24 protein-coding genes are annotated in these 22,280 nt (G+C 54.4%); 6 read left to right on the top strand and 18 right to left on the bottom strand.

The features are described 5' to 3' along the window. The first annotated feature begins 18 nt into the window (after positions 1-18). Both PED39_03195 and PED39_03190 read left to right on the top strand, forming a co-directional pair. Positions 19-498 carry a peptidylprolyl isomerase gene (locus PED39_03195; GenBank protein WII08222.1) on the top strand — a complete coding sequence of 160 codons (480 nt, stop codon included), beginning with the start codon at positions 19-21 and terminating at the stop codon, positions 496-498. A 5-nt stretch (positions 499-503) separates the two neighbouring features. Then, complete coding sequence (locus PED39_03190) at positions 504-959, top strand: DUF2099 family protein (protein WII08221.1); 456 nt, start codon at positions 504-506, stop codon at positions 957-959. Position 960: 1 nt separating this feature from the next. On the opposite strand, the gene PED39_03185 is transcribed toward PED39_03190, so the two are convergent. From PED39_03185 to PED39_03110, 16 genes are all read right to left on the bottom strand, one after another. After that, complete coding sequence (locus PED39_03185) at positions 961-1,329, bottom strand: twitching motility protein PilT (protein ID WII08220.1); 369 nt, start codon at positions 1,327-1,329, stop codon at positions 961-963. Positions 1,330-1,333: 4 nt separating this feature from the next. Continuing rightward, entirely contained in the window at positions 1,334-2,572 is a 1,239-nt protein-coding gene (locus tag PED39_03180; protein WII08219.1) for a translation initiation factor IF-2 subunit gamma, read from the bottom strand. Further along, positions 2,572-2,970: a 30S ribosomal protein S6e gene (locus PED39_03175; protein WII08218.1), complete on the bottom strand. Its 399-nt coding sequence runs from the start codon at positions 2,968-2,970 to the stop codon at positions 2,572-2,574. The genes PED39_03180 and PED39_03175 overlap by 1 nt, the downstream gene beginning before the upstream one ends. Before the next feature lie 125 nt (positions 2,971-3,095). After that, entirely contained in the window at positions 3,096-3,902 is an 807-nt protein-coding gene (locus PED39_03170; GenBank protein ID WII08217.1) for an ABC transporter ATP-binding protein, read from the bottom strand. A 4-nt stretch (positions 3,903-3,906) separates the two neighbouring features. Continuing rightward, a complete protein-coding gene (locus tag PED39_03165) occupies positions 3,907-5,049 on the bottom strand; it encodes an iron ABC transporter permease (protein ID WII08216.1) in 1,143 nt (380 codons plus the stop codon). 53 nt (positions 5,050-5,102) lie between these two features. Beyond that, a complete protein-coding gene (locus PED39_03160; GenBank protein WII08215.1) occupies positions 5,103-6,446 on the bottom strand; it encodes a hypothetical protein in 1,344 nt (447 codons plus the stop codon). Positions 6,447-6,745: 299 nt separating this feature from the next. Then, positions 6,746-8,494 (bottom strand): translation initiation factor IF-2, encoded by a 1,749-nt coding sequence (gene infB, locus PED39_03155; protein WII08214.1) that lies wholly within the window; start codon positions 8,492-8,494, stop codon positions 6,746-6,748. Positions 8,495-8,605: 111 nt separating this feature from the next. Continuing rightward, a complete protein-coding gene (locus PED39_03150; protein ID WII08213.1) occupies positions 8,606-10,036 on the bottom strand; it encodes an ATP-binding protein in 1,431 nt (476 codons plus the stop codon). Positions 10,037-10,223: 187 nt separating this feature from the next. Then, a complete protein-coding gene (ndk, locus tag PED39_03145; protein WII08212.1) occupies positions 10,224-10,679 on the bottom strand; it encodes a nucleoside-diphosphate kinase in 456 nt (151 codons plus the stop codon). A 5-nt stretch (positions 10,680-10,684) separates the two neighbouring features. After that, positions 10,685-10,906 carry a 50S ribosomal protein L24e gene (locus PED39_03140; protein WII08211.1) on the bottom strand — a complete coding sequence of 74 codons (222 nt, stop codon included), beginning with the start codon at positions 10,904-10,906 and terminating at the stop codon, positions 10,685-10,687. 5 nt (positions 10,907-10,911) lie between these two features. Further along, the gene (locus PED39_03135; protein WII08210.1) at positions 10,912-11,124 is read right to left on the bottom strand and encodes a 30S ribosomal protein S28e; all 213 of its coding nucleotides are present in this window, start codon (positions 11,122-11,124) and stop codon (positions 10,912-10,914) included. A gap of 10 nt (positions 11,125-11,134) precedes the next feature. Beyond that, the gene (gene rpl7ae, locus PED39_03130) at positions 11,135-11,500 is read right to left on the bottom strand and encodes a 50S ribosomal protein L7Ae (protein ID WII08209.1); all 366 of its coding nucleotides are present in this window, start codon (positions 11,498-11,500) and stop codon (positions 11,135-11,137) included. A 134-nt stretch (positions 11,501-11,634) separates the two neighbouring features. Then, positions 11,635-12,573, bottom strand: coding sequence for a branched-chain amino acid transaminase (locus tag PED39_03125; GenBank protein WII08208.1), 939 nt, complete (start codon positions 12,571-12,573; stop codon positions 11,635-11,637). 98 nt (positions 12,574-12,671) lie between these two features. After that, positions 12,672-14,024, bottom strand: a complete 1,353-nt coding sequence (gene glmM / locus PED39_03120) for a phosphoglucosamine mutase (GenBank protein WII08207.1) — start codon at positions 14,022-14,024, stop codon at positions 12,672-12,674. Positions 14,025-14,033: 9 nt separating this feature from the next. Then, positions 14,034-15,023: a hypothetical protein gene (locus PED39_03115; protein WII08206.1), complete on the bottom strand. Its 990-nt coding sequence runs from the start codon at positions 15,021-15,023 to the stop codon at positions 14,034-14,036. Position 15,024: 1 nt separating this feature from the next. Beyond that, entirely contained in the window at positions 15,025-15,939 is a 915-nt protein-coding gene (locus PED39_03110) for a hypothetical protein (GenBank protein ID WII08205.1), read from the bottom strand. 158 nt (positions 15,940-16,097) lie between these two features. Here PED39_03110 and PED39_03105 point away from each other — a divergent pair, with 158 nt between their 5' ends. The 4 genes from PED39_03105 (at position 16,098) to PED39_03090 (ending at position 20,124) form a co-directional block, all read left to right on the top strand. Next, positions 16,098-17,189, top strand: coding sequence for a glycosyltransferase family 4 protein (locus PED39_03105; GenBank protein ID WII08204.1), 1,092 nt, complete (start codon positions 16,098-16,100; stop codon positions 17,187-17,189). 102 nt (positions 17,190-17,291) lie between these two features. Next, positions 17,292-18,335: a Fic family protein gene (locus tag PED39_03100; protein WII08203.1), complete on the top strand. Its 1,044-nt coding sequence runs from the start codon at positions 17,292-17,294 to the stop codon at positions 18,333-18,335. Positions 18,336-18,379: 44 nt separating this feature from the next. Continuing rightward, positions 18,380-18,979 (top strand): hypothetical protein, encoded by a 600-nt coding sequence (locus tag PED39_03095; GenBank protein WII08202.1) that lies wholly within the window; start codon positions 18,380-18,382, stop codon positions 18,977-18,979. After that, positions 18,976-20,124 carry a glycosyltransferase gene (locus tag PED39_03090; GenBank protein ID WII08201.1) on the top strand — a complete coding sequence of 383 codons (1,149 nt, stop codon included), beginning with the start codon at positions 18,976-18,978 and terminating at the stop codon, positions 20,122-20,124. The genes PED39_03095 and PED39_03090 overlap by 4 nt, the downstream gene beginning before the upstream one ends. Positions 20,125-20,157: 33 nt before the next feature. Here the strand turns inward: PED39_03090 and PED39_03085 are convergent, their stop codons facing one another. Beyond that, on the bottom strand, positions 20,158-21,177 hold the full coding sequence (locus PED39_03085; protein ID WII08200.1) for an NDP-sugar synthase: 1,020 nt from the start codon (positions 21,175-21,177) through the stop codon (positions 20,158-20,160). Between the two features lie 4 nt (positions 21,178-21,181). Continuing rightward, positions 21,182-22,045 (bottom strand): ARMT1-like domain-containing protein, encoded by an 864-nt coding sequence (locus tag PED39_03080; protein WII08199.1) that lies wholly within the window; start codon positions 22,043-22,045, stop codon positions 21,182-21,184. Between the last annotated feature and the right edge of the window lie 235 nt (positions 22,046-22,280).

The following is a 22,280-nucleotide window of genomic DNA, read 5'->3' as shown; positions in this document are numbered from 1 at the left end:
GAAGCCTATCCACCACACATGACCACAGTGATTATGCACACCTCAATGGGTGACATCAAGATCAAAATGCACGACGACATGCCCATCACCACAGGCAACTTCGTCAAGCTCTCTAAGGACGGCTTCTACGACGGCACCATCTTCCACAGGGTCATCGAGGGATTCATGATTCAGGGAGGAGACCCCCAGGGAACCGGAATGGGCGGACCCGGATACACCATCGAGGACGAGTTCGGAACCGGACACTCCAACATCAGGGGAACCATCTCGATGGCCAACACCGGAAGGCCCCACAGCGGAGGCAGCCAGTTCTTCATCAACGTCGTCGACAACACCTACCTCGACAAGGAGGACCCCAGGACACCTTCGGCACATCCCGTGTTCGGAACCGTGCTCGAGGGAATGGACGTCGCCGACAAGATCAGCAAGGTCCAGACCGACAGGATGGACAGGCCTCTTGAACCTGTCAAGCTCGTATCGGTCGAAGTAATCGAGTGATCAGGATGCCGACGGATGTCCCTGCGATCCTATCGAAGTCCCTTGAGGAGAAGAGGATAGAGGTTGCTATAGTCTGCCTCGAAGGCAGCGGGACGTCCGTCGTCACCGACCCTTCCATAATGAAGGAGATCGGACCCAGGATCATAGGCTCGGAATCAACAGAACCAGACAAACAGATTATCGATATCGTGGGAGAGGACAACGTCCTCGACCCGGAGACCGCCAAGGTGGATCAGATCGAGGGCGTATGCGTCGCATACGACAACGGGATGCACAGGGTGGCGGTGACCACGCACTCGGACAAGGATGCTCAGATGATGAGGGACATGTTCGGGAGCGATCTTTGTATAATCGGGATACTCCAGGAATCCACGGACAGGGCGAGGGAGCTCATGGACATCATCCTCGTCGGGAACGTTCTGGAGATAATCACGGACTTCGGAAAAGAGATCTCGGGATGAATCATTCCTCGCCGAGATACGAATCGATGACGAGGTGCGTTCCGGAACGGAGCATGATTATCGGCACCCCTTCCTTCCTGAGCCTTCTCCTCAGCTCCTTGTCATTGGTAAGGACGTAACCGCCGGTCTTGGCGGCCATCTCAACCACTGCGTTGTCCCCGGTGTACTCCGTAGGGATGATCTCGTACTTGCGGGCCAAAGCTATGGCCGCTTTCGCGTACTTGTGGTCCATGTGCTTCAATTCCCCGACCAACGGTCCGGGGACGACGATCCTGACCTCGCCGAGGAGATCCCTCAGTGCGAGGTCGAGGTTCATCTTCATCTCAAAAGGCATGAGTAAGGCGTTTGTGTCGAGCACGACGGTCTGCATGATCTCACTGATCTACGATACCGTAACCGATGAGTCTCCACTTGTTGGAGATCCTTCTGGAGATTGCGACCCTCTGGCCGGGCAGGATGCACACCGGGATCTTAAGCACGACCTCGGCCGCTCCGTTCCTGGCGCTCTTGACGACTCCCACAGTGGTAGCCGTACCTACGCTGAGCATCAGGGGCTCATTGCTCTTGATGTCCTCCACAGACAGTTCTGCGGATGAACCCACCACACGGTCAAGCAGAGTGGTCTTCATCTTGAAGTCATGGACGACCTCGGGAAGCTCACCGGGTGAACCGATGACCCTTCCTGTCAATCCGTCGGACTTCGTGATGGATGCGTCGAGACCCGTTCCGATGGCGATGAGTCCTCCGGGAACCACCGACTTGACGGAACGGCCGCCCGCCTCGAGCGATGTCACCTTGGCGGTGATCCTCTCGTAGACGACCTTTCCAGCCACCTCTGTCTTCCTTCCGGGGGAGATCTCGATATCGTCCCCGACCTTCAGGGTTCCCTGGATGAGTGTTCCTCCCAGTACTCCTCCCTTGAGGTCCTCCGGCTTGGTTCCGGGGGAGTTGATATCGAATGAACGTGCGACGTGCATGAGCGGGGTTGCCTTCGCATTCCTCTTGACCTTCGCTACGATGTGCTCCTCGATAGCCTCGATGAGCATATCGATGTTCACACCGCGGTTGGCCGAGATGGGGATGATGGGGGCGTTCTCCGCTATGGTCCCTTTGACGAACTCCTTGATCTGCTTGTAGTTCTCGATGGCCTGTTCCCTTGTGACGATGTCAATCTTGTTCTGGACGATGATGATCTTGTCGATACCGATGATCGACAGGGCCATCAGATGCTCTTTCGTCTGAGGCTGGGGGCACTTCTCGTTAGCCGCCACCAGCAGCAGGGCTCCGTCCATGAGGGCGGCTCCCGAGAGCATGGTCGCCATTAGGGTCTCGTGTCCGGGGGCGTCAACGAAGGACACCGCCCTGAGGTACTCGGCCTCGGCACCGCAGTTCTTACACTTCTTGGTGGTGCCGTATGCCGCTGCACCCTGACATTCAGGACATTTGTAGAACGCTACGTCTGCGTACCCGAGACGGATGGAGATTCCTCTCTTCAACTCCTCCGAGTGACGGTCAGTCCACTCTCCCGAAAGGGCCTTGGTAAGGGTTGTCTTACCGTGGTCGACGTGACCGATCATCCCGATGTTGATCTCGGGCTGCTTTGGTACTTTCATCAGTTCTCCGCGGGTGCCTCGGGGTTGAGACACTCCTCGATGGACTTGGGTCCGTACTCTTCGATGACGGCGTTGATCTGGACGATCTCTGCGGAGATGGCGTTACCGCGGATTGCGGTCCTCTTCCTCTCTCCGTCGTACCTCTCGTGGAATCCCTTTCCGTCGGAGAGCAGGAGTCTGAGCCTCTTGTTTCCGGGAAGGTCCTTCCTCATGGGTGTGCCGTTGGAGTCGGATCCACCGGTGATCTTAATCTTGTACTCGGGGAGACCAAAGAAGACTCCGTCGACTGTCTCTCCGATTGTGATACCGATCAGAGAGTTCGCGTGGTGACCGGAGACAGCCACATTGTATGACTTTCCGGTTTTCTTGTCGTTAACAACAGCTTTGAATTCTGCCATTTGAACACCTGTATTAGGCGTGTAATAAAGTATGGTTTATAAAGATTCCCAACTAGGAACGACTCATGCAACGCTGTTTCGTTTAACAAAAAGATAAAGGAGGGTCCTAAGACCCTGTTTATGATTCAGATTCCATCGATCGCGTCGTTCATGATGGGTTCGCCCAGGATCACCAACGGGACCCTGTACTGCTCCTCTTCGATCACACGGCACTTGATGCCGTAGACCCTTTCGATGTTGTCGGCGGTAAGAACCTCTTCGGGGGTACCGAAGGCGTAGATCTTACCCGGCCTCTCCAGCATGATGACCTTGTGCGCGTACTTGGCGGTGACGTTCAGATCGTGACAGATGGTCAGGATGATGATCCCCAGCTTCTCCGCCACTCCTCTGAGCAATTCCATGACGTACACCTGGAATTTGACATCCAGGTTGGCGGTGGGCTCATCGAGGATCAGGACTTCCGTCTCCTGGACAAGTCCGCGTGCAATGGATACCTTCTGGTGCTGTCCAGCCGAAAGTTCGTTGAACTTGCGCTGTGCAAGATCCATGATGCGCATGATCTTCATCGCCTTGTAGACGACTTCCATGTCCTTCTTCCTGGATCCCCAGCGTCTGTGGTTGTGACGGCCTACCATGATCGTATCGACCACAGACATAGAGAAGACATCCTGTGAGAACGCAGGAACGTATCCGACGACCTCGGCCACCTGGCGGTGAGACATCTCCTTTATGTTCTTTCCATTCAGCAGGACCTCTCCCTTGAGAGGGTTTACGATCTTGCTGACGCACTTGGCCAATGTGGATTTACCGACTCCATTGGGTCCGATGACGCAGTAGAGTCCGGGCTCCCTGATGTCCAGGTTGATGTCATGCAGGACTATGTGCTCCTCGTCATATCCGAAATCGACATTCTTGATCTCAATAGTTGTCATGATATCACCACGCCGAGGAGTTCTTGCGTATGACGAGCCAGATGAACACTGGACCTCCTACGCAGGACATGATTATTCCAACAGGCACCAGAGTGGGTGCGATGATGAGCTTTCCTATCATGTGGGCAACGACCATCAGCACAGATCCGAATGCGGCTGATGCCGGGATCAAGAACTTGTTGTCGGCACCGGTGAACATCCTCACTATGTGAGGACAGACCAATCCAACGAATCCGATGAGTCCAGTGAAACTGATGATACCGGCACTGACGACAGCCGTGATGATCAGACAGATGATACGGAGCTTATCGGCGTTGATTCCCATCGCCTTTGCGTTCTCATCGCCTGTGGACAGCACGTTGATCCTAGATGCGAGGTACATGGAGAGTGCGATTCCCGCTACGGTCACAATGACCATCAAGGGCAGGTCTCCCCACCCAACCAGCTGTGCATCTCCCATCAGCCAGTTGTCCAATGCCGACATCGCGGTACCTCCCGCAACGAGACGTATGATGCTTGTCAGGGCGTTGAACACGTACATGATACCGATTCCAGTCATGACGATCGTGATCGGCGATCCGTTCGATATCTTGGTGATCAGCAGGATCACCGCCACGGGGATCATCGAGAACAGGAAGGCCAGGAACACGGTCAGACCTGGATAGGTCAGCAGAACGGATCCTGAGGCGATTGCTATCGCCGCTCCAAAAGAGGCTCCCGACGAGATACCTGTGGTGTACGGGTCGGCCATCGGGTTACGCAGAACGCTCTGCATGATGGCTCCGCAGATAGCGAGACCGGCTCCTCCGAAAAGGCAACCGAGCACAGGTGCCGTTGCATACATGGTCCAGTGAACAGTGGAATCATCGTAATCGGCTGCACCGATGAGAGCCTGCCACAGAATGCTGATCGTCTCCAGCATATCTCCAACCAAAGGTCCGCTCTGGATCGAGTAGATCGCGGCGAAAAAGGCAACAACAACCAGACCTGCTATGATGCATATCTTGTTCCTAATGGACTTCTCGTAAGCCGAGTATGTGTCTGCGAACTTGGTATCATCAGTGACATCATCGGTCCAGGCACCAACGGAATCCTTGACCGCTACTGAGAGCAGGTCATCTTCGTCGATATTGCTTGTGAATCTCAATATATCACCAATAGAAAGGGAGATGCCCCGAAGGGCATCTGTTGAAAATCAACTCACAGATCCTTGTAGGAGAGAGGCGCGAACTTGGAGTTCTTTACTTCTCCATCAAAGTGAGTGAAGTTGTCGTAGTACTCCTGCAGGAGCTTCCATCCGGTCTCAGCGTTGAAGCTGTCAGGCCAGACCATCGATGCCAGGATGTAAGCGGTTGCATAGATCGGAAGCGAACAGTCCTCGAAGGGCACTGCGAATAGCTTGTCGTTATTTCCTGCTGTCGACTTGTCGAATCCGTACTCCATCCAGGTCTTGAACGCCTGCTTGTACTGATCGACGGTGACGCTCTTGTCAGTCGCGAAGGCGTACATCGCAGAGATGAACACATCGGGGTTCGCTGCAACTGCCATGTCTATGGTGACCTCGTCGAATCCATCGGCTGCGGTGGTGGTGATCTTGGAGATCATAGGCAGCAAATCGATGAGGTTGACATCTGCGGTCGTCATGGCTCCTGCTCCGTGTGCGTCGATCCAGAAGGACTCGTACTCGGGTGCGATGTAGGGGATGACATACGATACCGCGGTCGTCTTCGACTTGTTGATGGCCTTCTCGAGCTCCGCGTAGGATTTCTCGGTGAACTCGATGAAGGACTTGGTGTTGTCCTGTACTCCGAACATGACACCGAGCGTGATCAGGGTGTCGAGAGGTCCGACGTTGCTGACGTAACGGTTGAGGGGGAGCTTCACGATGGTGAATCCGAGTGATGCTGCTTCCTCAGAGTAGCTGCCGAATCCCCTTGGGTGGTCTCCGAGAAGGATGCGGACTCCGTCATCCCACAGAGTGGGAAGGCTGGGGTTCCTCATTGCGAAGGTCTTCATCTTGCCGACGTTGGGGTAGAGGGCGGGGTCGAGCTTGGAGGGAACTACATCACTGGTTGCGATGTAGGTGACCCTGTCCTCGAGACCGAGGATGTAGGCCATATCGATTCCGGTAGTCCACTCGGTACAGATTCCGTAGTTGGATCCAAGGACACCGGTGAGCGGGAAGGGCACAGACCTGACTGCTCCGTTCTGGTCCAAGTAGTACATGGTAGCACTGCTTCCAGCAATGAACTTCTTAACCAAGGTAACATCCTGGCTGTTGATGACTCCGTCATTGTTGGCATCAGCAAGAGGGTGGGTGTCTCTGTTCCAAACTGTCTTTCCATCGATGATATCCTGGATGTATGCGGAATCCTTCTCATCGAGATAATTGTCCATGTTAGCGTTTCCGTAAACCCTGAGCTTACAACTGAGAGAGTTGTCTGCATCTCCCGAGTTGTCTCCGTTCATGATTAGGAACGCTGCTACTCCCGCGACCACGATGATGGCCACAAGAGCGATGGCTGCGATTGATTTGTTATCCATGTTATCACGTATTGGATGTATGCTCCAATGCAAACAAGGAAGAATCGTAGGTATTAATATGTTAGAGTAGTTAATTTTTTTAAACAATTTGGATGCAGATTTGCCAGATGATCAATTCTAGAATTCTTGTGACATCTATAACTCTCATCGTTGTTTTTCGATGAAAACAAGAACGAAAAAAATGATAGTAGTTCGATAAAATGAACCTTAATCCATCGATATTTAACCGTTGTGAAACTCTAAATCGGACACATATATCGTTGAAAAACGACACATAAATCCCGATCTTCAGCAGAACTTCACATTCCCCAGAATGGCTCGTCCTTGCGCTTGATGGCGATGGTCTCTTCCAAGGCCATCTTCTCGTCCTCGTTGAGGTCCATCTCCTTCAGCGGTTTTATGGAAGATCCAATGAGGTCCACATAGATGACATCTTCCTCGTTGATCTGCCTGCCCGCGGTGACACCCTCTATACCGACGGCAACCTCCTCTCCCTGTACGGCTTCCTTCAGGGTGTCCTCTCCGGTATGGATCGACTTGATCCTTCCGCAGTCGCGACCGTCGGGACCTATGAGGTTCTCTCCGGGCCTGATCCTACCGGCCAGTACCCTTACGCCGACGATGGCCGGTTTGCTGGCACGGAAGATGCAGTTTGGCAGGATCTTGAACTTGGCCGGGAACGAGAACTCCGCCCTCTTGTCTCCCTCGGCCTGCCTCTTGGTCTCGTCCACCCACTCGACGTAATCCTCGATGAGCTTGTAGACGATCTGGTTGGTGATGACCTTGAGTTCGGGATGCAGGGCCAGCTCGGCCTCCGCATCCTTCGATAATGTAGCGTTGAATCCCAAGAGGACACAGTTCTTCTTGTCGCCGTAGGCGGCCTCCACTATATCCCTCCTGGTGATCTCTCCCACTCCGTACTTGCGGATGGGGATGTTGTTGGCCTTGGCCTCGAACGCCAGAGCTTCCAGGGAACCTACCGCATCGGCCTTGATGGAGATACCGTTCTCGGTCGTCTCGATCTTGACCGTGGACTCCTCCTGGAGCGATTTGATTGCGGGGTCCTTCTCGTTCTTCACGACTAGCATAGGAGCGCCGGCGATGACCCCGTCGACGTTCTGACAGGAGATCTTGACTCCCGCCGCTGCGTGCAGCACGGGGACGGAATCGAACCTGTCCCTGGGATCGCGGATCTCATCGAGTGGTTTGGGTTTCAGGATCGCCTTGACCTTGGTCACTACGGGTGCTCCCCTCGTACCCAGGGCGACCATGTCTCCTTTCTTGATCGTACCGGAATAGAGAATCATGTCCAGGGTCTTCCCCAGTCCCTTCTCCTCCTTGATCTCCAGGATTGTTCCCTTACCTGGTCCCTCTCCTTTCTCCAGCCTCGACTCCAGGAAGCGCTGCGCCAATCCTATGAGGACCAGAAGCAGATCGGGCACACCCTCCCCTTCCTTTGCGGACATGGGGACGAGCGCCACGTTCTTGGTGAAATCGTCGATCCTGTCGTACCTGTCAGCGAAGATGCCCTCCTCGGAGAGCTGCGCGATGACGGTGTACAGCTTGTCGTTGAATACCTGCAGCGTGTGAGCCTGCTGCTGCTTCTCGGACAGGATGAACGGCCTTCCCTCCTCGGAGATCCAACCCTCGATGGTGTCGATCTTGTTGAGGGCGATGACGAACGGCGTCTTGTACTGCCTGAGGATCCTGATGGACTCGATGGTCTGGGGCATCAGCCCCTCCCTTATGTCTATGACGAGAACGGCGATATCTGCGAGGGATCCTCCCCTCGCACGGAGAGTGATGAAAGAATGGTGGCCTGGGGTGTCGATGAAAAGCAATCCAGGAACGTCGAACTTCTTGTTCCCGATGAGCTGTTTACAGACTTTGTAGATGTGCTCGATGGGGACTTCGGTCGCACCTATGTGCTGCGTGATGGCGCCTGCCTCGCGGGCCTGCACCGATGTTCCCCTGATCCTATCCAAAAGCTTGGTCTTCCCATGGTCAACGTGACCGAGAACGCTCACAACCGGTTGTCTTATCGCCATAGTCACCACAATCCATGTATTCCAAATCCGACTGACACTTTATAATAAGTACAGTTAACCAGGCAAAGGCGCTTCGGTAAATAAGCTTTGCATACGGTCGCGGAGACGTCCTCAGATTATCTGCGGATACGGTTCCTTACCGACGATATTCTCGGGGCCTATCAGTATCACGCCTGCATCCTCCGCATATTCGATCAGATCGTCCTCGAATCCTGATCCCGACACGATCGCCAACCTTGCATTGTATCCCCCCTTCAGAGATGATACCCTCCTCTGGAGTTTGTTCAATGTCGTGAATGACACCTTGTTCTTGGTGAACTTGCATTCCGCGAACATATCGATGCGGTTGTTGCCGCTGCGCAATGTGGCAACCATGTCTATATCCTCATCCTCTGTGACGACCTTTCCCCTGTCATCGTGTATCGGATTCCCTTCCTCATCCCTGACAGGCACGGCCCCCCACCAGCTGCCGATCTCCACACACGGATACCTTATCGATATCTCGTCCCTGCAGAATATCTCGAACTGTTTTCCCAGGAACGTGGTGATCTGCTGCGACAGCGCATCATACCTGCCCTCGGTCACTCTCACCGAGTTCGGATTGTTCCTGATGACGGAGAAATGGAATGAAGTCGGACCATCGGTTATGATGTAACGGGGATGCTTCGGAGCCCCGGCCATTGGATGGAGGGTGTCGATCAGGCGCATACCCGATAGACCTGTCAGACACTTGTTGACCACCGGATCCGGAAGACCCGTCCTTGAGACGATTTCCCCGAACCTGGAGTGACCGGACGATATGGCTTCTAAGACGGACATCGCATCCGAGGATAGGGATTTCAGCTCACTGACGACGATTTCGACCGAATCGTTATTGAAGATACCGTTCGGATCCAGCAGATAATCCTCGACTATGGCCCGATAGCTGCGGTCTCCCGCCCCGGCATGGAACAACGGGATGCCTCCCAGAATCAGATACGTCCTCAGGATATCCTGGTCGGACAATCCCGGGTGGAACTGCCTGGTCTCCTCTATTGTCAGAGGACCGAGATCCACCCTATGATGGAATCTGCCGTATAGCGGATCCTTACGGTCGTTCAATTCTTCCAACATCATCGATACGGATGAGCCGCATACGATCATCATGGACCCCGAGTTATCGACCATCCAATCCACGAAATGCTGTATTTCCGATGCTGCGCCTGGATTCCTTCCAGTGAGGTAAGGCATCTCATCGATTACTATTACCGTATCCCTCTCGGAACATATCCTCTTCAATACCTGGAAGACATCAAACAGGGACGCATCCGAATCTGTCGAGAGAGATTCCCCCAGGATGCGCATCATCCTCAGGACATTCTCCCTTTCGGAACCCTTGACCATATCGAACACGATACTGTCCTTATCTTGGATAAACTGATTGATCAGGCTCGTCTTGCCTATGCGCCTGCGGCCGAAGATCGCACAGGTTTTGTAACGCTCCTTGGACCATATCGTTTCCAGATATTCGAGCTCTCTGACACGTCCGACGAATCCTTTCATTGCATTTCTTCATCGGGATCAGAATATATAATTTTACTTTCGATTTGTTAGTAAAATAATTTTACTTCATTTTTCGTAGTAAATTCATTAATCGATATGTCCAGATCTGCTAGGATGACGATGATAGAAGATGATGGCCCGACCGAACGGCCGGGCCGTATTGAAGTTTCACTGTACTATCGAGAACTCACTCGTAGATCCACTTGTCCGCGGTCCTGTCGTATGTGACAAGCTCCTCGGGCTTGAAGAAGATGGAGATCTCCCTCTTGGCGGACTCGACGGAGTCCGATCCGTGGATGATGTTGCAGCCGGTGACCATTGCGTAGTCGCCGCGGATGGTTCCAGGAGCGGACTCGATGGGCTTGGTCTTTCCCATCATGTTCCTGCAGATCTGGACTGCATCCTCTCCCTCGAGCACCATCGCCATGACGGGGCCGGAGGTTATGTAGCTGATGAGTGAGGGGAAGAAGGGCTTTCCCTTGTGCTCGCCGTAGTGGTTCTCGGCGATCTCCTTGGAGATCACCATGAACTTGAGACCGACGATCTTCAGTCCCTTCTTCTCGAAGCGCGAGAGGATCTCGCCGCAGAGTCCGCGCTGGACTCCGTCGGGCTTGACCATCAGGTAAGTCTGCTCCATAGCCATGGAACTCACTCCTTCTTCTCTGCTGCCTTGAGCCTGGCTGCCTTCTCTTTGGCTGCCTTCTCGGTCCACTCGGTGGTACGAGCGACCCTCTTCAGCTCGATCATGTTCTTGTAGCACTTGTTGGTGTCGAAGAGGAGGATGGTTCCGTCCTTCTTGACGAACATCTTGCCGGTTCCGGGCTCGATGGGTGCTCCGCAGAACGAGCATCTCTTGGATGTGTCTACCATCGAAATCACCTCATGCCCAGTTTCCTGGCTTCTCTGGATGTCTCCCTCAGCATGAGGATGTCACCCATTCTGACAGGACCCATGATGTTCCTTGTAATGATCCTTCCCTTGTCGCGGCCATCGAGGACACGTACCTTGACCTGAGTTGCCTCACCGGTCATTCCGGTCCTTCCGATGATCTCAACGACTTCAGAAGGGATGCTGTCAGTGTCGACCATTCAGCTCACCTCAGTTCTTGAGGGCTGCGGTTGCCTGAGCGATCTCATCACAGAGTGCTTTTCCCTTTCCGACGTCCATGATGGCGACGGATGCTGCGGGCTTGTTGAGTCCGATAGCGGCTCCAAGCTCGACCTTGCTGGGGACGTACACGTAGGGAACGTTCCTCTCGTCACAGAGAGCGGGCATGTGGGCCAGGATCTCTGGGGGCTCGACGTCGACGGCCATGATGACCATTGCTGCGTTTCCGCGCTCGACGGCCTTTGTGACCTCGTTTGTTCCCTTCTTGATCTTACCGCCGTCGCGAGCTGCCTCAGCGAGAGCGTATGCCTTGTCGGAGACCTCCTTAGGGGTCTCGAATTTAACAAATACAGACATTTCAATTACCTCTTTCCGGCGCACAAAGGCGCCATCATTATTCATCGGCTCTGTAAGAGCATCCCTGCTATCTTATTATCATATAAAAGGGTGAGTGCGATGAAACCCCCTTGCGGGGGCTGAATTGTTTTGGATCAGTTCACGTAGTCGAGCCACGCATCGTACTTGGGATCCTTTCCGGTAGTGATCTCGATGAACTTCTTGTGGATATCTGTGGCGACCTTGCCGATCTTTCCGTCTCCGATGACCCTTCCGTCGATCATTGTGACGGGTCCGATCTCGGCAGCGGTTCCGGTCATCCAGACCTCATCAGCTGATATGAGCTCGGACCTGGAGATCTCCTTCTCGACAACGGTGTAGCCCATGTCCCTGGCGACCTTGATGATGGAATCCCTTGTGATTCCCTCGAGGATGCTCTCGGAGATGGAAGGTGTGTAGATGACTCCCTTGCGGTAGATGAAGATGTTCTCTCCGGTGCACTCCGCGACGTGTCCGCAGGAGTTGAGCATCACTGCCTCATCGGCTCCCTGACGGACGGCCTCCCTCTTTGCGAGGGTGGATGTGACGTAGGTTCCGTTGACCTTCGCACCTGCAGGCGAGCAGAGGTTATCGGGCCTGTGCCAGGATGAGGTGATCAGCTTGGCTCCGGCATTGGCATCCTCACCGAGGTAGGATCCCATGTGGACGCAGCAGATGGACAGCGAGGAAGGGACCTTCGTAGGGTTGAGTCCGACCTCCTCTCCTGAGAGGAACACGGTGGGCTTGATGTAGTCGGTGGTGAATCCGAGCTTTGCGTTCTCCCTGATGATCTCCTTGTGGGCCTCGATGATGTCGTCCATGGTCATGAGCTTGCCGTTGACCTTGGGTTCGATTCCCATGATCTTGCATCCGTCCATCAGTCTCTTGACGTGATCCTTGAGCCTGTAGACAGCGGGTCCCTTGGGGGTCTCGTAGACCCTGATACCCTCGAAGATACCTGTTCCATAGTTGAGCGCATGGCAGAGGACATGGACCTTCGCGTCCTCCCAGTTGACGATGTTGCCGTCAAGCCAAATCTTCTTTCCCTTGTCCATTTGAACACCTTTTTGGAATGTGATGCCGCGCACAGCGCAGCTTGGTTACTGAACCTTGCACGTTCGCGCGGGTATAAACGATTATGGATAGACGGGGATCACTGCGAGAGAATGTCGGCGACCTCTTTCACGAACTGCTCGGACCTGGATTTGGCGATAGCGGGATCCTTGGATTCGGAATAGATCCTGAACTTCGGCTCGGTCCCCGAAGGGCGCAGCAGCACCCATCCGTCATCATAGATGATCTTCAGACCGTCTGTCCTGTCCAGCTTCTCCGAGGAATGGTTCTTGACCATCTCCGATACGAGGTACTCCTTCTTGTCATCGGGACAGTAGGCAGCCGATTTAATGGTGTGATACACAGGGAGCTTGTCCACCTGATCCTGAAGTGGACCGTTCTTCGCGATGAACTCGATCATCCTGGCAGCTGCCATGGCACCGTCCCTGCAGAACTGATGGTCGGCGAAAATAATACCACCGTTGTCCTCCCCGCCTATGGGAGCGCCGGTCTCGATCATCTTCCTCGCCACTATGGGTGAACCCACTGCTGTGCGGATGGTCTCACCGCCTTCGGCCGCTACGGCATCCTCAACCATACTGGACAACGCCACCGTAGACGCCAGCTGTTTCTTGGAAGGATTGTTCCTCATGCACAGGATCGCCAGGATCGCCAGTCCGATATCTCCGGGAAGGTACTTCCCTGTGTTGGAGACGAATACGCAGCGGTCCGCATCGCCGTCATGGGCGATTCCGAGGTCCGCTCCTATCTCAACGACGGTCTCCTTCAGCTCGGATAGGTTCTCCTCGACCGGTTCGCTGTAGTGGCCGGGGAACATACCGTCAGGCTCGCTGTTCAGGACCACTCCTGAAACACCGAGCTTCTCCAGCAGCAACGGAGATGTGTGGACTGATGCGCCGTTGGCGCAGTCCAGCACCACTTTGATATTGGATCTTTTGATGGCCTCCACATCGACCTTGGAAACTATCGAATCAACGTATCTCTCCCCAGCATCCTCGACCCTGGACATCTGTCCGATATCCTTCCAGGAAACCGCTTTGAGATCCTTCTCATAGGCATCCTCTATGGCCGATTCCTGCTCATGGGTGCACTCCGTACCATCCCCCGCAACGCATTTGATTCCGTTGAACTCGGGAGGGTTGTGGGAAGCGGTTATCATCACGCCTGCAGTGACCTTGTCGTGCGTCTTAACGTAATATTGGAGGGCGGGCGTGGGGACCATGCCCAGATCGATGACGTCCACTCCCATTGACATCAGTCCGGCCGAAACGCATGATGCGATCATCGGAGACGATATCCTTGTATCCATGGCAATGGCGATGGGCCCGGGGCCCAGCACATACGCAATGGCCATGCCCACCTTGGTGGACAGCCCGCAATCCAGATACTCGTTCGCTACTCCGCGGATACCGTTTGTGCCGAACATCTTCATAATGACACCTCAGAACTTCTTGGCGCGGATCCTTCTCTTCAGCTCGCTGATGACTGTGGTGATCTCGGGATCGATTCCCGCTGCCTCTGCAATGTAGACCGTGACGTAATCCCCGAGGATGAGCGCACGGAACATCCTCTCCTCGTGCGATGTGCCTCCGACGGCTACCAGATCGAATGGGAATCCAAGAGACTCGATGTTCTGGACAGCGGTCTTGACCAGACCTCCGTCCACCAGATCATCCTCTCCGGTAAGGACGATCAATCTCATCCTCTTGCCCTTGTAGGACGCCCAGGGAGTGGTCTCGAAGCTGTTGAACTCCGACAGCGAAGTCTCGAAACAGATGGTCTTGGCGTTCTCGTTGAACGCTGCTCTCCACCTGAGAGAGACAGGTTTGAACTTGTTCTCGGTGCAGAGCACAGGAACGCAATCGCTGTACTTCTGCGCCAGCAGATGCGCCAGGGAACCTGGTGCCTCCAGATAGTTCCTGTAGTTCTCCAGCGACGGCATGCAGTCCATGAGCCTGTCCTTGAACTGTGGATAGCCTATCTTGGACAGCAGGGCTGCGATGTATCCTATCATATATCCTGCGGAGTACCTGGGTTCGAATCCGGTGGGGACCTTCAGGATCGGATATCCGTCATCCTTGGCCATGCCCTCCATCTTTCCGCCGGCAGTGATGACGACGATGCACGCCCCGACAAACTTCGCCTTGGCGTACATCTCAAGCGTCTCCTCCGTGTTGCCGGAGTAGGACGAGATGATCGCCAGAGTGTTCCTGCCTACCCAGTGCGGGACTATCGGGGACCTGTTGACGCTTATCGGGATATCCATGTACTGGGCACAGCAGCTGGCCACGAAATTGGCCGCTATGGCGGAGCCTCCCATTCCTCCCATGAATACGTCTTTGATCTCGGCGCCTCCGAGATCGATGTTGGTGTCGATGGTGCTCTTGAGGTCGTCCAGGAACTCATGCAGCTTGTCCCTTGCGGTCACCATCTCAGGCACCTCCCTTCATGCATGCTATGACGGCATCTGCCAGGATGATTCCGCGGATTCCCCTTTCCATCAGCTTTCCGCTGAGATCTACGGTGATCATGTTCAATCCGTATTCCGGAAGCAGGGTGGTGACCGTGGTGACTATATGGTCCAGGAGCGGGGAGTCGGTCTCCGTCCTGAACATCAGGATTATGAACGATTTGTTGTCGTCGTCCTCTGTCCAGCTGACGATCTCGTTATGGTCGAACTCCGGAAGCTCCCCGGAGAAGGCCAGCCTGCCCAGCACCTGGTTGACGAGCATCTTCCATCTCTTGTGAACCGCACGAAGCTCTCCGATGCAGTAGATGACTGGAATCTTATTCTTGATACGGGATGCGATGTACTTGGCCTCGTCCGAACCCCAGACGGAGTCCCTGAACTCGATTATCCTCGGAAGCGCTTCCTTCATCGCGTCCCTGACGCCCTTGATTCCGAAGGACTCGTAGAGATTGATCAAAGCTCCGATCTCGTATCCTGTGGCCTCTGCGTTGGAGAGCCCTCCCGGGATCAGGATAAGATCGTCCTTCCCTTCCTCGCAGAGCTCCTTCAGCCTTCCTCCGGATGTCACGCAGTGGATCCTCGCCCTGTTCAGCTTCGCTCCCTTGTACACCTCATCCACCTCCTGGCTTTCGCCGGAATAGGACATGATTATGACGTCGGTGGAATCGTTGACCCATGAGGGAACGATCCTGTCCACTATGGTGTGCACCTGGACGTCGGAATTGGCGAATACATAGCTGGATACCGTGTCAGCAGCGACGTTGGATGCCTCGAAGTTGTAGAGGCATATGGTATTCGCTGGCTTCTGCTCAGGTATCTCGTGCTCGAGTGATTCCAGAATATGCTCCGGCAGGAACTTTGACGGTGCTATCGGCATTTCGCATCCCCTGCCCCTGTACACTAACGGGGCGGTGTATTAGAGTTGCCGATGTGTTCAATTCCTTTAATATTTCCTACATGAAAGCAGGGTTCAGCCTCCCTCAAAGGTTTTTATCGGATTAAGCACTCCATCGGAACAACAGGTCCGGAACGATCATGAAGATAGTAGACGTCAACCCATTCTTCTACCCCTACGGCGGGGGAATAGAGAACCGCATGCACCAGACATCCGCTCTTTTGGCCCAGAAGGGACATGACGTCACCGTCCTGACCGGACAGCTTCCGGGAACGGAAGCGGAGGAGAGGACCCCTGAAGGTTACAACATCATCCGCCTCAAATCCGGATACATCAACCTGTACAACCCTCCATACACATGGTCCCACGGCATTCTGGAGGCATTGGATTCCCTGGATGCCGACATCGTGAACTACAACTACCGCTGGGCTCCGTCCTACAACAAGGCGCTTGGAAAGTACAAGGGAGTGAAGATTCACACCGTCCACAACACATGGCATGAGGGGACGGGCATGGTGAAGAGGATCTCCGCAGTGAACGACAACATGTTCTGGAAGACCATGCTGGGGTTCGACAGGATCGTCACGGTCAGCGAGAACATCCGCCAGGACCTCATAAGGAGGGGAGCGCCGGAGGACAAGCTGTTCACGATCCCCACCTGCGGTCACGTTCCTGAATACAGGTACATGGGTGAGGAAGAGGACTTCATACTCTCCTTGGGACGCCTGGTCAAGGTCAAGGGCATCAAGTACCTCATAGAGGCCATGAAGGATGTGGACTGCAAGCTGAAGATCTGCGGAAAGGGTCCGGAGGAGAAGAACATCAAGAAGCAGATCAGGAGAGAGGGCCTGGAAGATAAGATCGAATTCGTCGGGTTCGTATCAGAGGAAGAGAAGAACAGGCTCATGGGCACATGCAAGATGCTGGTCATGCCTTCCCTGTACGAGGCGTTCGGCCTGGTGGCCGTCGAGATAATGTCGCAGAAGAAACCGATCGTATGCACGAACGTCAACGGACTTCCGGAGACGGTCGGAGACGGGGGAATCTTAGTGGATCCGGCCGACCCGAAGGGTCTGGCGGATGCCATCAACAGACTACTCGCCGACGATCAGCTCAGGAAGGACATGGGAGAGAGGGCCAGGAAACAGGCGGAGTACTACGACTGGTCCAACCACATCGACGGATACGAAAGATTCCTCATCGACACCGTCGAGAAATTCCAGAGGAGATGATCCGCCCATCCTTGGGCGGATCCGATAATTTGCATCAATTTCAAATAAATTTGATGCAAATTAATAATAAATATTATATATTATTTCAATAATTGATAGTTGATGCACGTTTTCAACTATGATTTCCTCAAATCCTCCAAAGTCGATGCGGACCTCCTGAACAGGATAGGGAACATAGAGCGCATCAGGGACACTGCGGAACACCACGATCAACAGACCTATGTGCTACAGGCCCTGGAGAACCGTGCCGTGATCATGTCAGTTATCGATTCCAATGAGATCGAGGGGATCAGGACCAGCGAGGAGAGGGCAGTAGGACTCATCTCCGAGAGAACCGTCCCTAAGGGACATGACGAGCAGGAGATAGCGGGATACCGCGATGCCCTCAGGTACATCCACCGTTCCCACGACCGCATAAAACTGGACAAGGAGAGCATCCTCGGTCTGTACGGGATACTGATGTCCTACAAGGAGATGTCCGAACCCGGATTCAAATCGAGGGACAATGTGATCGTGGACAGGGATCCGGACGGATCGGTCTCCGCCGTCTACGAGACCGTTCCGTTCCAGGATACCGAATACTGCATCGACCAGATGCTATCGGCCTTCTGGGAGGCCAGGAACGACCTTGACATAAACAAGCTGCTGCTCATACCGTGCTTCATCATGGATTTCCTGAGGATACATCCGTTCCTGGACGGCAACGGCCGTATGTCCAGACTGCTGACGGTGCTTCTCCTCTATCAGGAGGGATACGATGTATGCAGATACGTCTCCATAGAATCCAAGATAAACGCAAGCAAAAGCGATTACTACAGGGCCCTGGAATATGGGTATCCTGGTTGGTTCGACGGCGGAAGCGATTACACCCCGTTCATATCCTATTTCATATCGCAGCTCTTCCTGTGCTACAGGGACCTCAACCTGTCATTTGGGACCGAGATAGGGAGGTCCAAAAAGACGGATGCCCTCGAATCCTTCCTGAGCATCTGTCCCGTCCACGTGTCCAAACAGGACATACTCTCCATGTTCCCCGACATATCGGAGACATCGGTCGAAAGGACCCTCAGGGACCTATGCGACCGGGGGGTCATCCGCAAGGAAGGGAGCACCAGATCGGCCAGATACATTGCCGCGAGGCGTTGACTCCTCCTTATATACATCAAAAAGAATCCCAAGGCCAAGATAAGATGGGTATCGGGGACTTCCTTTTCGACCTCTTCGCGGGGCTGGGGGATCAGGGCATTCTGATCTGCATATTCTTACTGTTCCTTCTGGATGCCCTTCTGGTGCCGACACTTCCGGAACTCTTCTTCATACTCGCCATAGGCGCCAACACATCGTGGGAATTCGGTCTCACCGTCCTTGCTGTTGGTTTCCTCGGAGAGATGGTGGGAGTGTTCTTCCTGTACAACGTCGTGAAGAGGACCGGTCTCCCGAAGAGGGTGGACAAGGCCCTGAAGAAGTACATCAACTTCCTGATAGTCAGTGACGAGAAGGTCATGCTGATCAACAGAGTTGCTCCCATGGTCCCGTTCACCGGTGCGGTTATGGCGGCCATGAGGAAGAGATGGGATGTGCGCAAATGCATTTTTTGGCTAGCGACCGGGTACGTGTTCAAGTACGGCCTTATAATGCTGTTCGGACAGACCGCAACGGCATTCTTCGACGGCGGAACGTCCAGGACTATCATGCTGGTCGCGATCATAGCGATGATCGTGATCAGTGCCGCGGTCGCCTTCCTCCGCAAGAAGAAGATGGGGATCGACGGTCAGGAGGTCGAGGAATGAGGGTCGCCATAGTCACGGACAGCTACTTCCCCACCAGGGACGGGGTGGCCACACAGGTGCTCACAACGAAGGAGTGCCTGGACCGCATGGGTCACGAGGTCATCATCGTTGCGCCCGACCCGGGAGAGAAGGACCGCGAGGAAGGCATCATCTACGTCCCGTCGAAACCGTTCAAGTCATACGAGGGATACTTCTTGCCTACGTTCAGGCACAACGAGCTCAAGGAAGTCGAGGAATGGAATCCCGACATCATCCACCTTCACGGATGCACCGTCATGACCGTAAAAGGGCTGGTCACGTCGCACTTCTCCGGAATTCCCACCGTCCAGACATTCGTCACCATGGTGAACGAGGTCGCCTATCAGTATTCTCCCATCAAGCTCCCGCCTGACTTCCTGAACAAGTTGGTCCAGATCTATCTCCGCCAGGAGCTTAAGAGGCCCAACGCACTGGTCGTCCCGACGCCTTCCATTGCGAGAGAATTGCTGGATATGGGCGTGAAGCCCAAGAGGATGGAGATCATCCCTGTCGGAGTCGACATCGACAGATTCGTGAAGAACGATAAGGGTGACGAGATAAGGGCACGCCACGGTCTAGTGGGGAAGAAGGTCCTCATAACGGTCGGCAGACTGTCCTTCGAGAAGAAGGTCGACCTTCTGATCAGTTCCATGAAGCACCTTGACGATGACATCGTCCTTCTGATTTGCGGCAAAGGTCCGGCCGGTGACGAGTGGAGACAGCTCGCATCGGACGAAGGGGTGACGGACAAGGTCGTGTTCGCCGGATTCGTTCCCGACGACGACCTGGTCTCGTACTATTCGTGTGCGGACCTCTTCATAACCGCATCCAAGTTCGAGACCCAAGGACTGACCACCCTGGAGGCCATGGCCTGTGAGGTACCTGCGCTGTGCGCCAACGGCCGTGCGTTCACCGACGTGATCAAAGACGGCGAGAACGGTTATCTGTTCGAGACCACTGAGGAGGATTGCGTCAGGGTCATCCATCAGGGACTCGAGAACATCGACAAACTGAAAGCGGGTGCGAGAAGGACCGCCGAGATCTACTCGATACAGGGCACAGCGGATGCTCTTGAGAAGCTCTATCAGGAAGTCATCGAGGAAAAGAAGAGAAAGCAATCCTCGTAAACTCCAGGACCGAAAATTTTTGGACCTTTCTATTCAGACGATCCTGTCGCCTTCCAGATTGCTGCCCTCTTCGACGACCGTCCTGTCGGCAAGGACGCAATTGGAGATCTTCGCTCCCTTACCTACCCTGCAGCCCACTCCGAGGATGGAATTGACTATGGTAGCGCCGCTGACCTCGCAGTCATCGAGCAGAAGTACCCTGTCCAGATCCGAATCCTCGACCTTCGATCCCTTGGATATCACGGTGCTTTTGGCCTTGGAATTGCCTATGAACGCTCCCTCTCCAAGATAGAAGCTACCCTTGGTGCAGCATTCTACGGCGGAATCGAACCTCTTCAGACGGTACTCCCGCTCGGCCACCAAAAGATTCGCTTCCAATAGATCGTGGGGGCGTCCGACATCCATCCAGACGCCGTTGAGCTGATAGGCCTGTATGCGTCCCTCGGCCATCACCTCCGGGATCAGCTCCTTCGAGACATCGTAGAAGGTGTCCTTCGGAACCTTCTCCAGGACACTCCTGTTCATGACGTAGATCCCCGCGTTGATCAGATTGGAGAACACCTCCTCGGGTTTCGGTTTCTCCTTGAACTCCAGAATCCTGCCGGTGTCGTCGACCCTGGCGATACCGAACTGCGTCGGATCCTCCACCGCCGTCAGAGCGACTGTGATGTCCGCCTTGTTTTCGAAATGGATCCTGACCTCCTCGGAGACGTCTATATCGGCGAAGATGTCGCCGTAGGCGGCTATGAAGACGTCGTCTAGCCTGTCCTCGGCCAGCTTCATCGATCCGGCGGTCCCCATCGGGGTGTCCTCATAGGAATAGACTATCCTGATGCCGAGATCGGATCCGTCGCCGAGAGCCTCCATCATGCCGGGCTTATATCCGCATGCGAGGATGACCTCTTCCACTCCCGCCCTGGCCAGAGACCTGAGCAGATACCAGATGCAAGGCCTGTCGGCCACCGACAGCATGGGCTTCGGCCTGTTCTCCGTCAAGGGACGGAGACGCGTTCCCATTCCACCCACCATCACGATAGCCTGTCTGACCTTCATATTATCATCTCACATAGACAACGTTCTGGTCCAGCGGCATGCCGATGGATTCCGCCACCGGAGCGCACTTGGTGCGCATCACATGGACCACGGGAACGGGTAGGGCCTCATCCGATAAAGACTCGTAGTTCCCCATGCCCTTGGCGATTATCAGATCGCTGTTCCCGATCTCCTTCATCAGATCGTCCGGGACGTCCCTCCAGTCGATGCCCACGTAGAACGTTCCCGTCGTGAGCAGGAGGTCCACCTCCCTGTCCAATCCGGAGCGGATGGCGTCATCGTATGTGACGTCGTTGAGTATGGGTTCCCCGCGTACCATCCCGACAACCCTCTTTCCGTGGCTGCGGAGGTACCTTATGAATATCTTATCCAACTGCGATTCGCCGCAGTTATCGAACATGTAAACGATTGTGCCAGGCTTGTCCAGAACTGCCCTGATCCTATCGGAGTCGTCCCTGCCGAGTCCCTGGTCGATGAGCTTCTGGAAGATGGGCTCGAACTGCTCCGGATTGTCTATCCCCCCAGTGGAGCCGAAGTCCATGATGTTGCCAATCACGGACACCATCAGGCATGCCCTGAGCTTGTCGTCCGAGGAATCGACGTAGTCCTGCGCCATGCCCATAAACTTCTCAGCGATGATATCCGCCCTGACCTTCAGATCATGATATGGATCCTTCCCGAGAACGGCATAGGATGCCCTGTGAACCTCTGTCGCCAGATCGACCGATTTCTTGTCGTAGCTGAACCCCTCCGCGAAGACCTTCAGACCGTTCTCCACGGATGACCTCTCGTCAGATCCTGGTACGAGTCTGGATTGGAAGAGTATGCGTTTCATCAGACAGGGCACGCAGTCGGGATGGACCTTCATGGACCGAAGGATGCGTTGATTCTATGAAAACAATTGCACAGGAATCTTCCGAAGATTTCGGATCGACACCCCTATTCAGATCGATCACTGTCTGGTCGATCCTCGCTGATACTGAAAATTTGAACCTTTCGGAATATTTCACTTTTCAGTCGAACTGATTATTGCACCATCATACATTGTTTCTGGTTATCGGTTATATAAAGACAAGACCAAACGGAATTCGTTGGAAATGTTA

It is taken from the genome of Methanomassiliicoccales archaeon LGM-RCC1 (genome assembly GCA_030168575.1).
Taxonomy (GTDB): domain Archaea; phylum Thermoplasmatota; class Thermoplasmata; order Methanomassiliicoccales; family Methanomethylophilaceae; genus Methanoprimaticola.
Note: the sequence above shows the minus strand (reverse complement) of the source record. Positions and strands in the feature narration are given on the sequence as shown.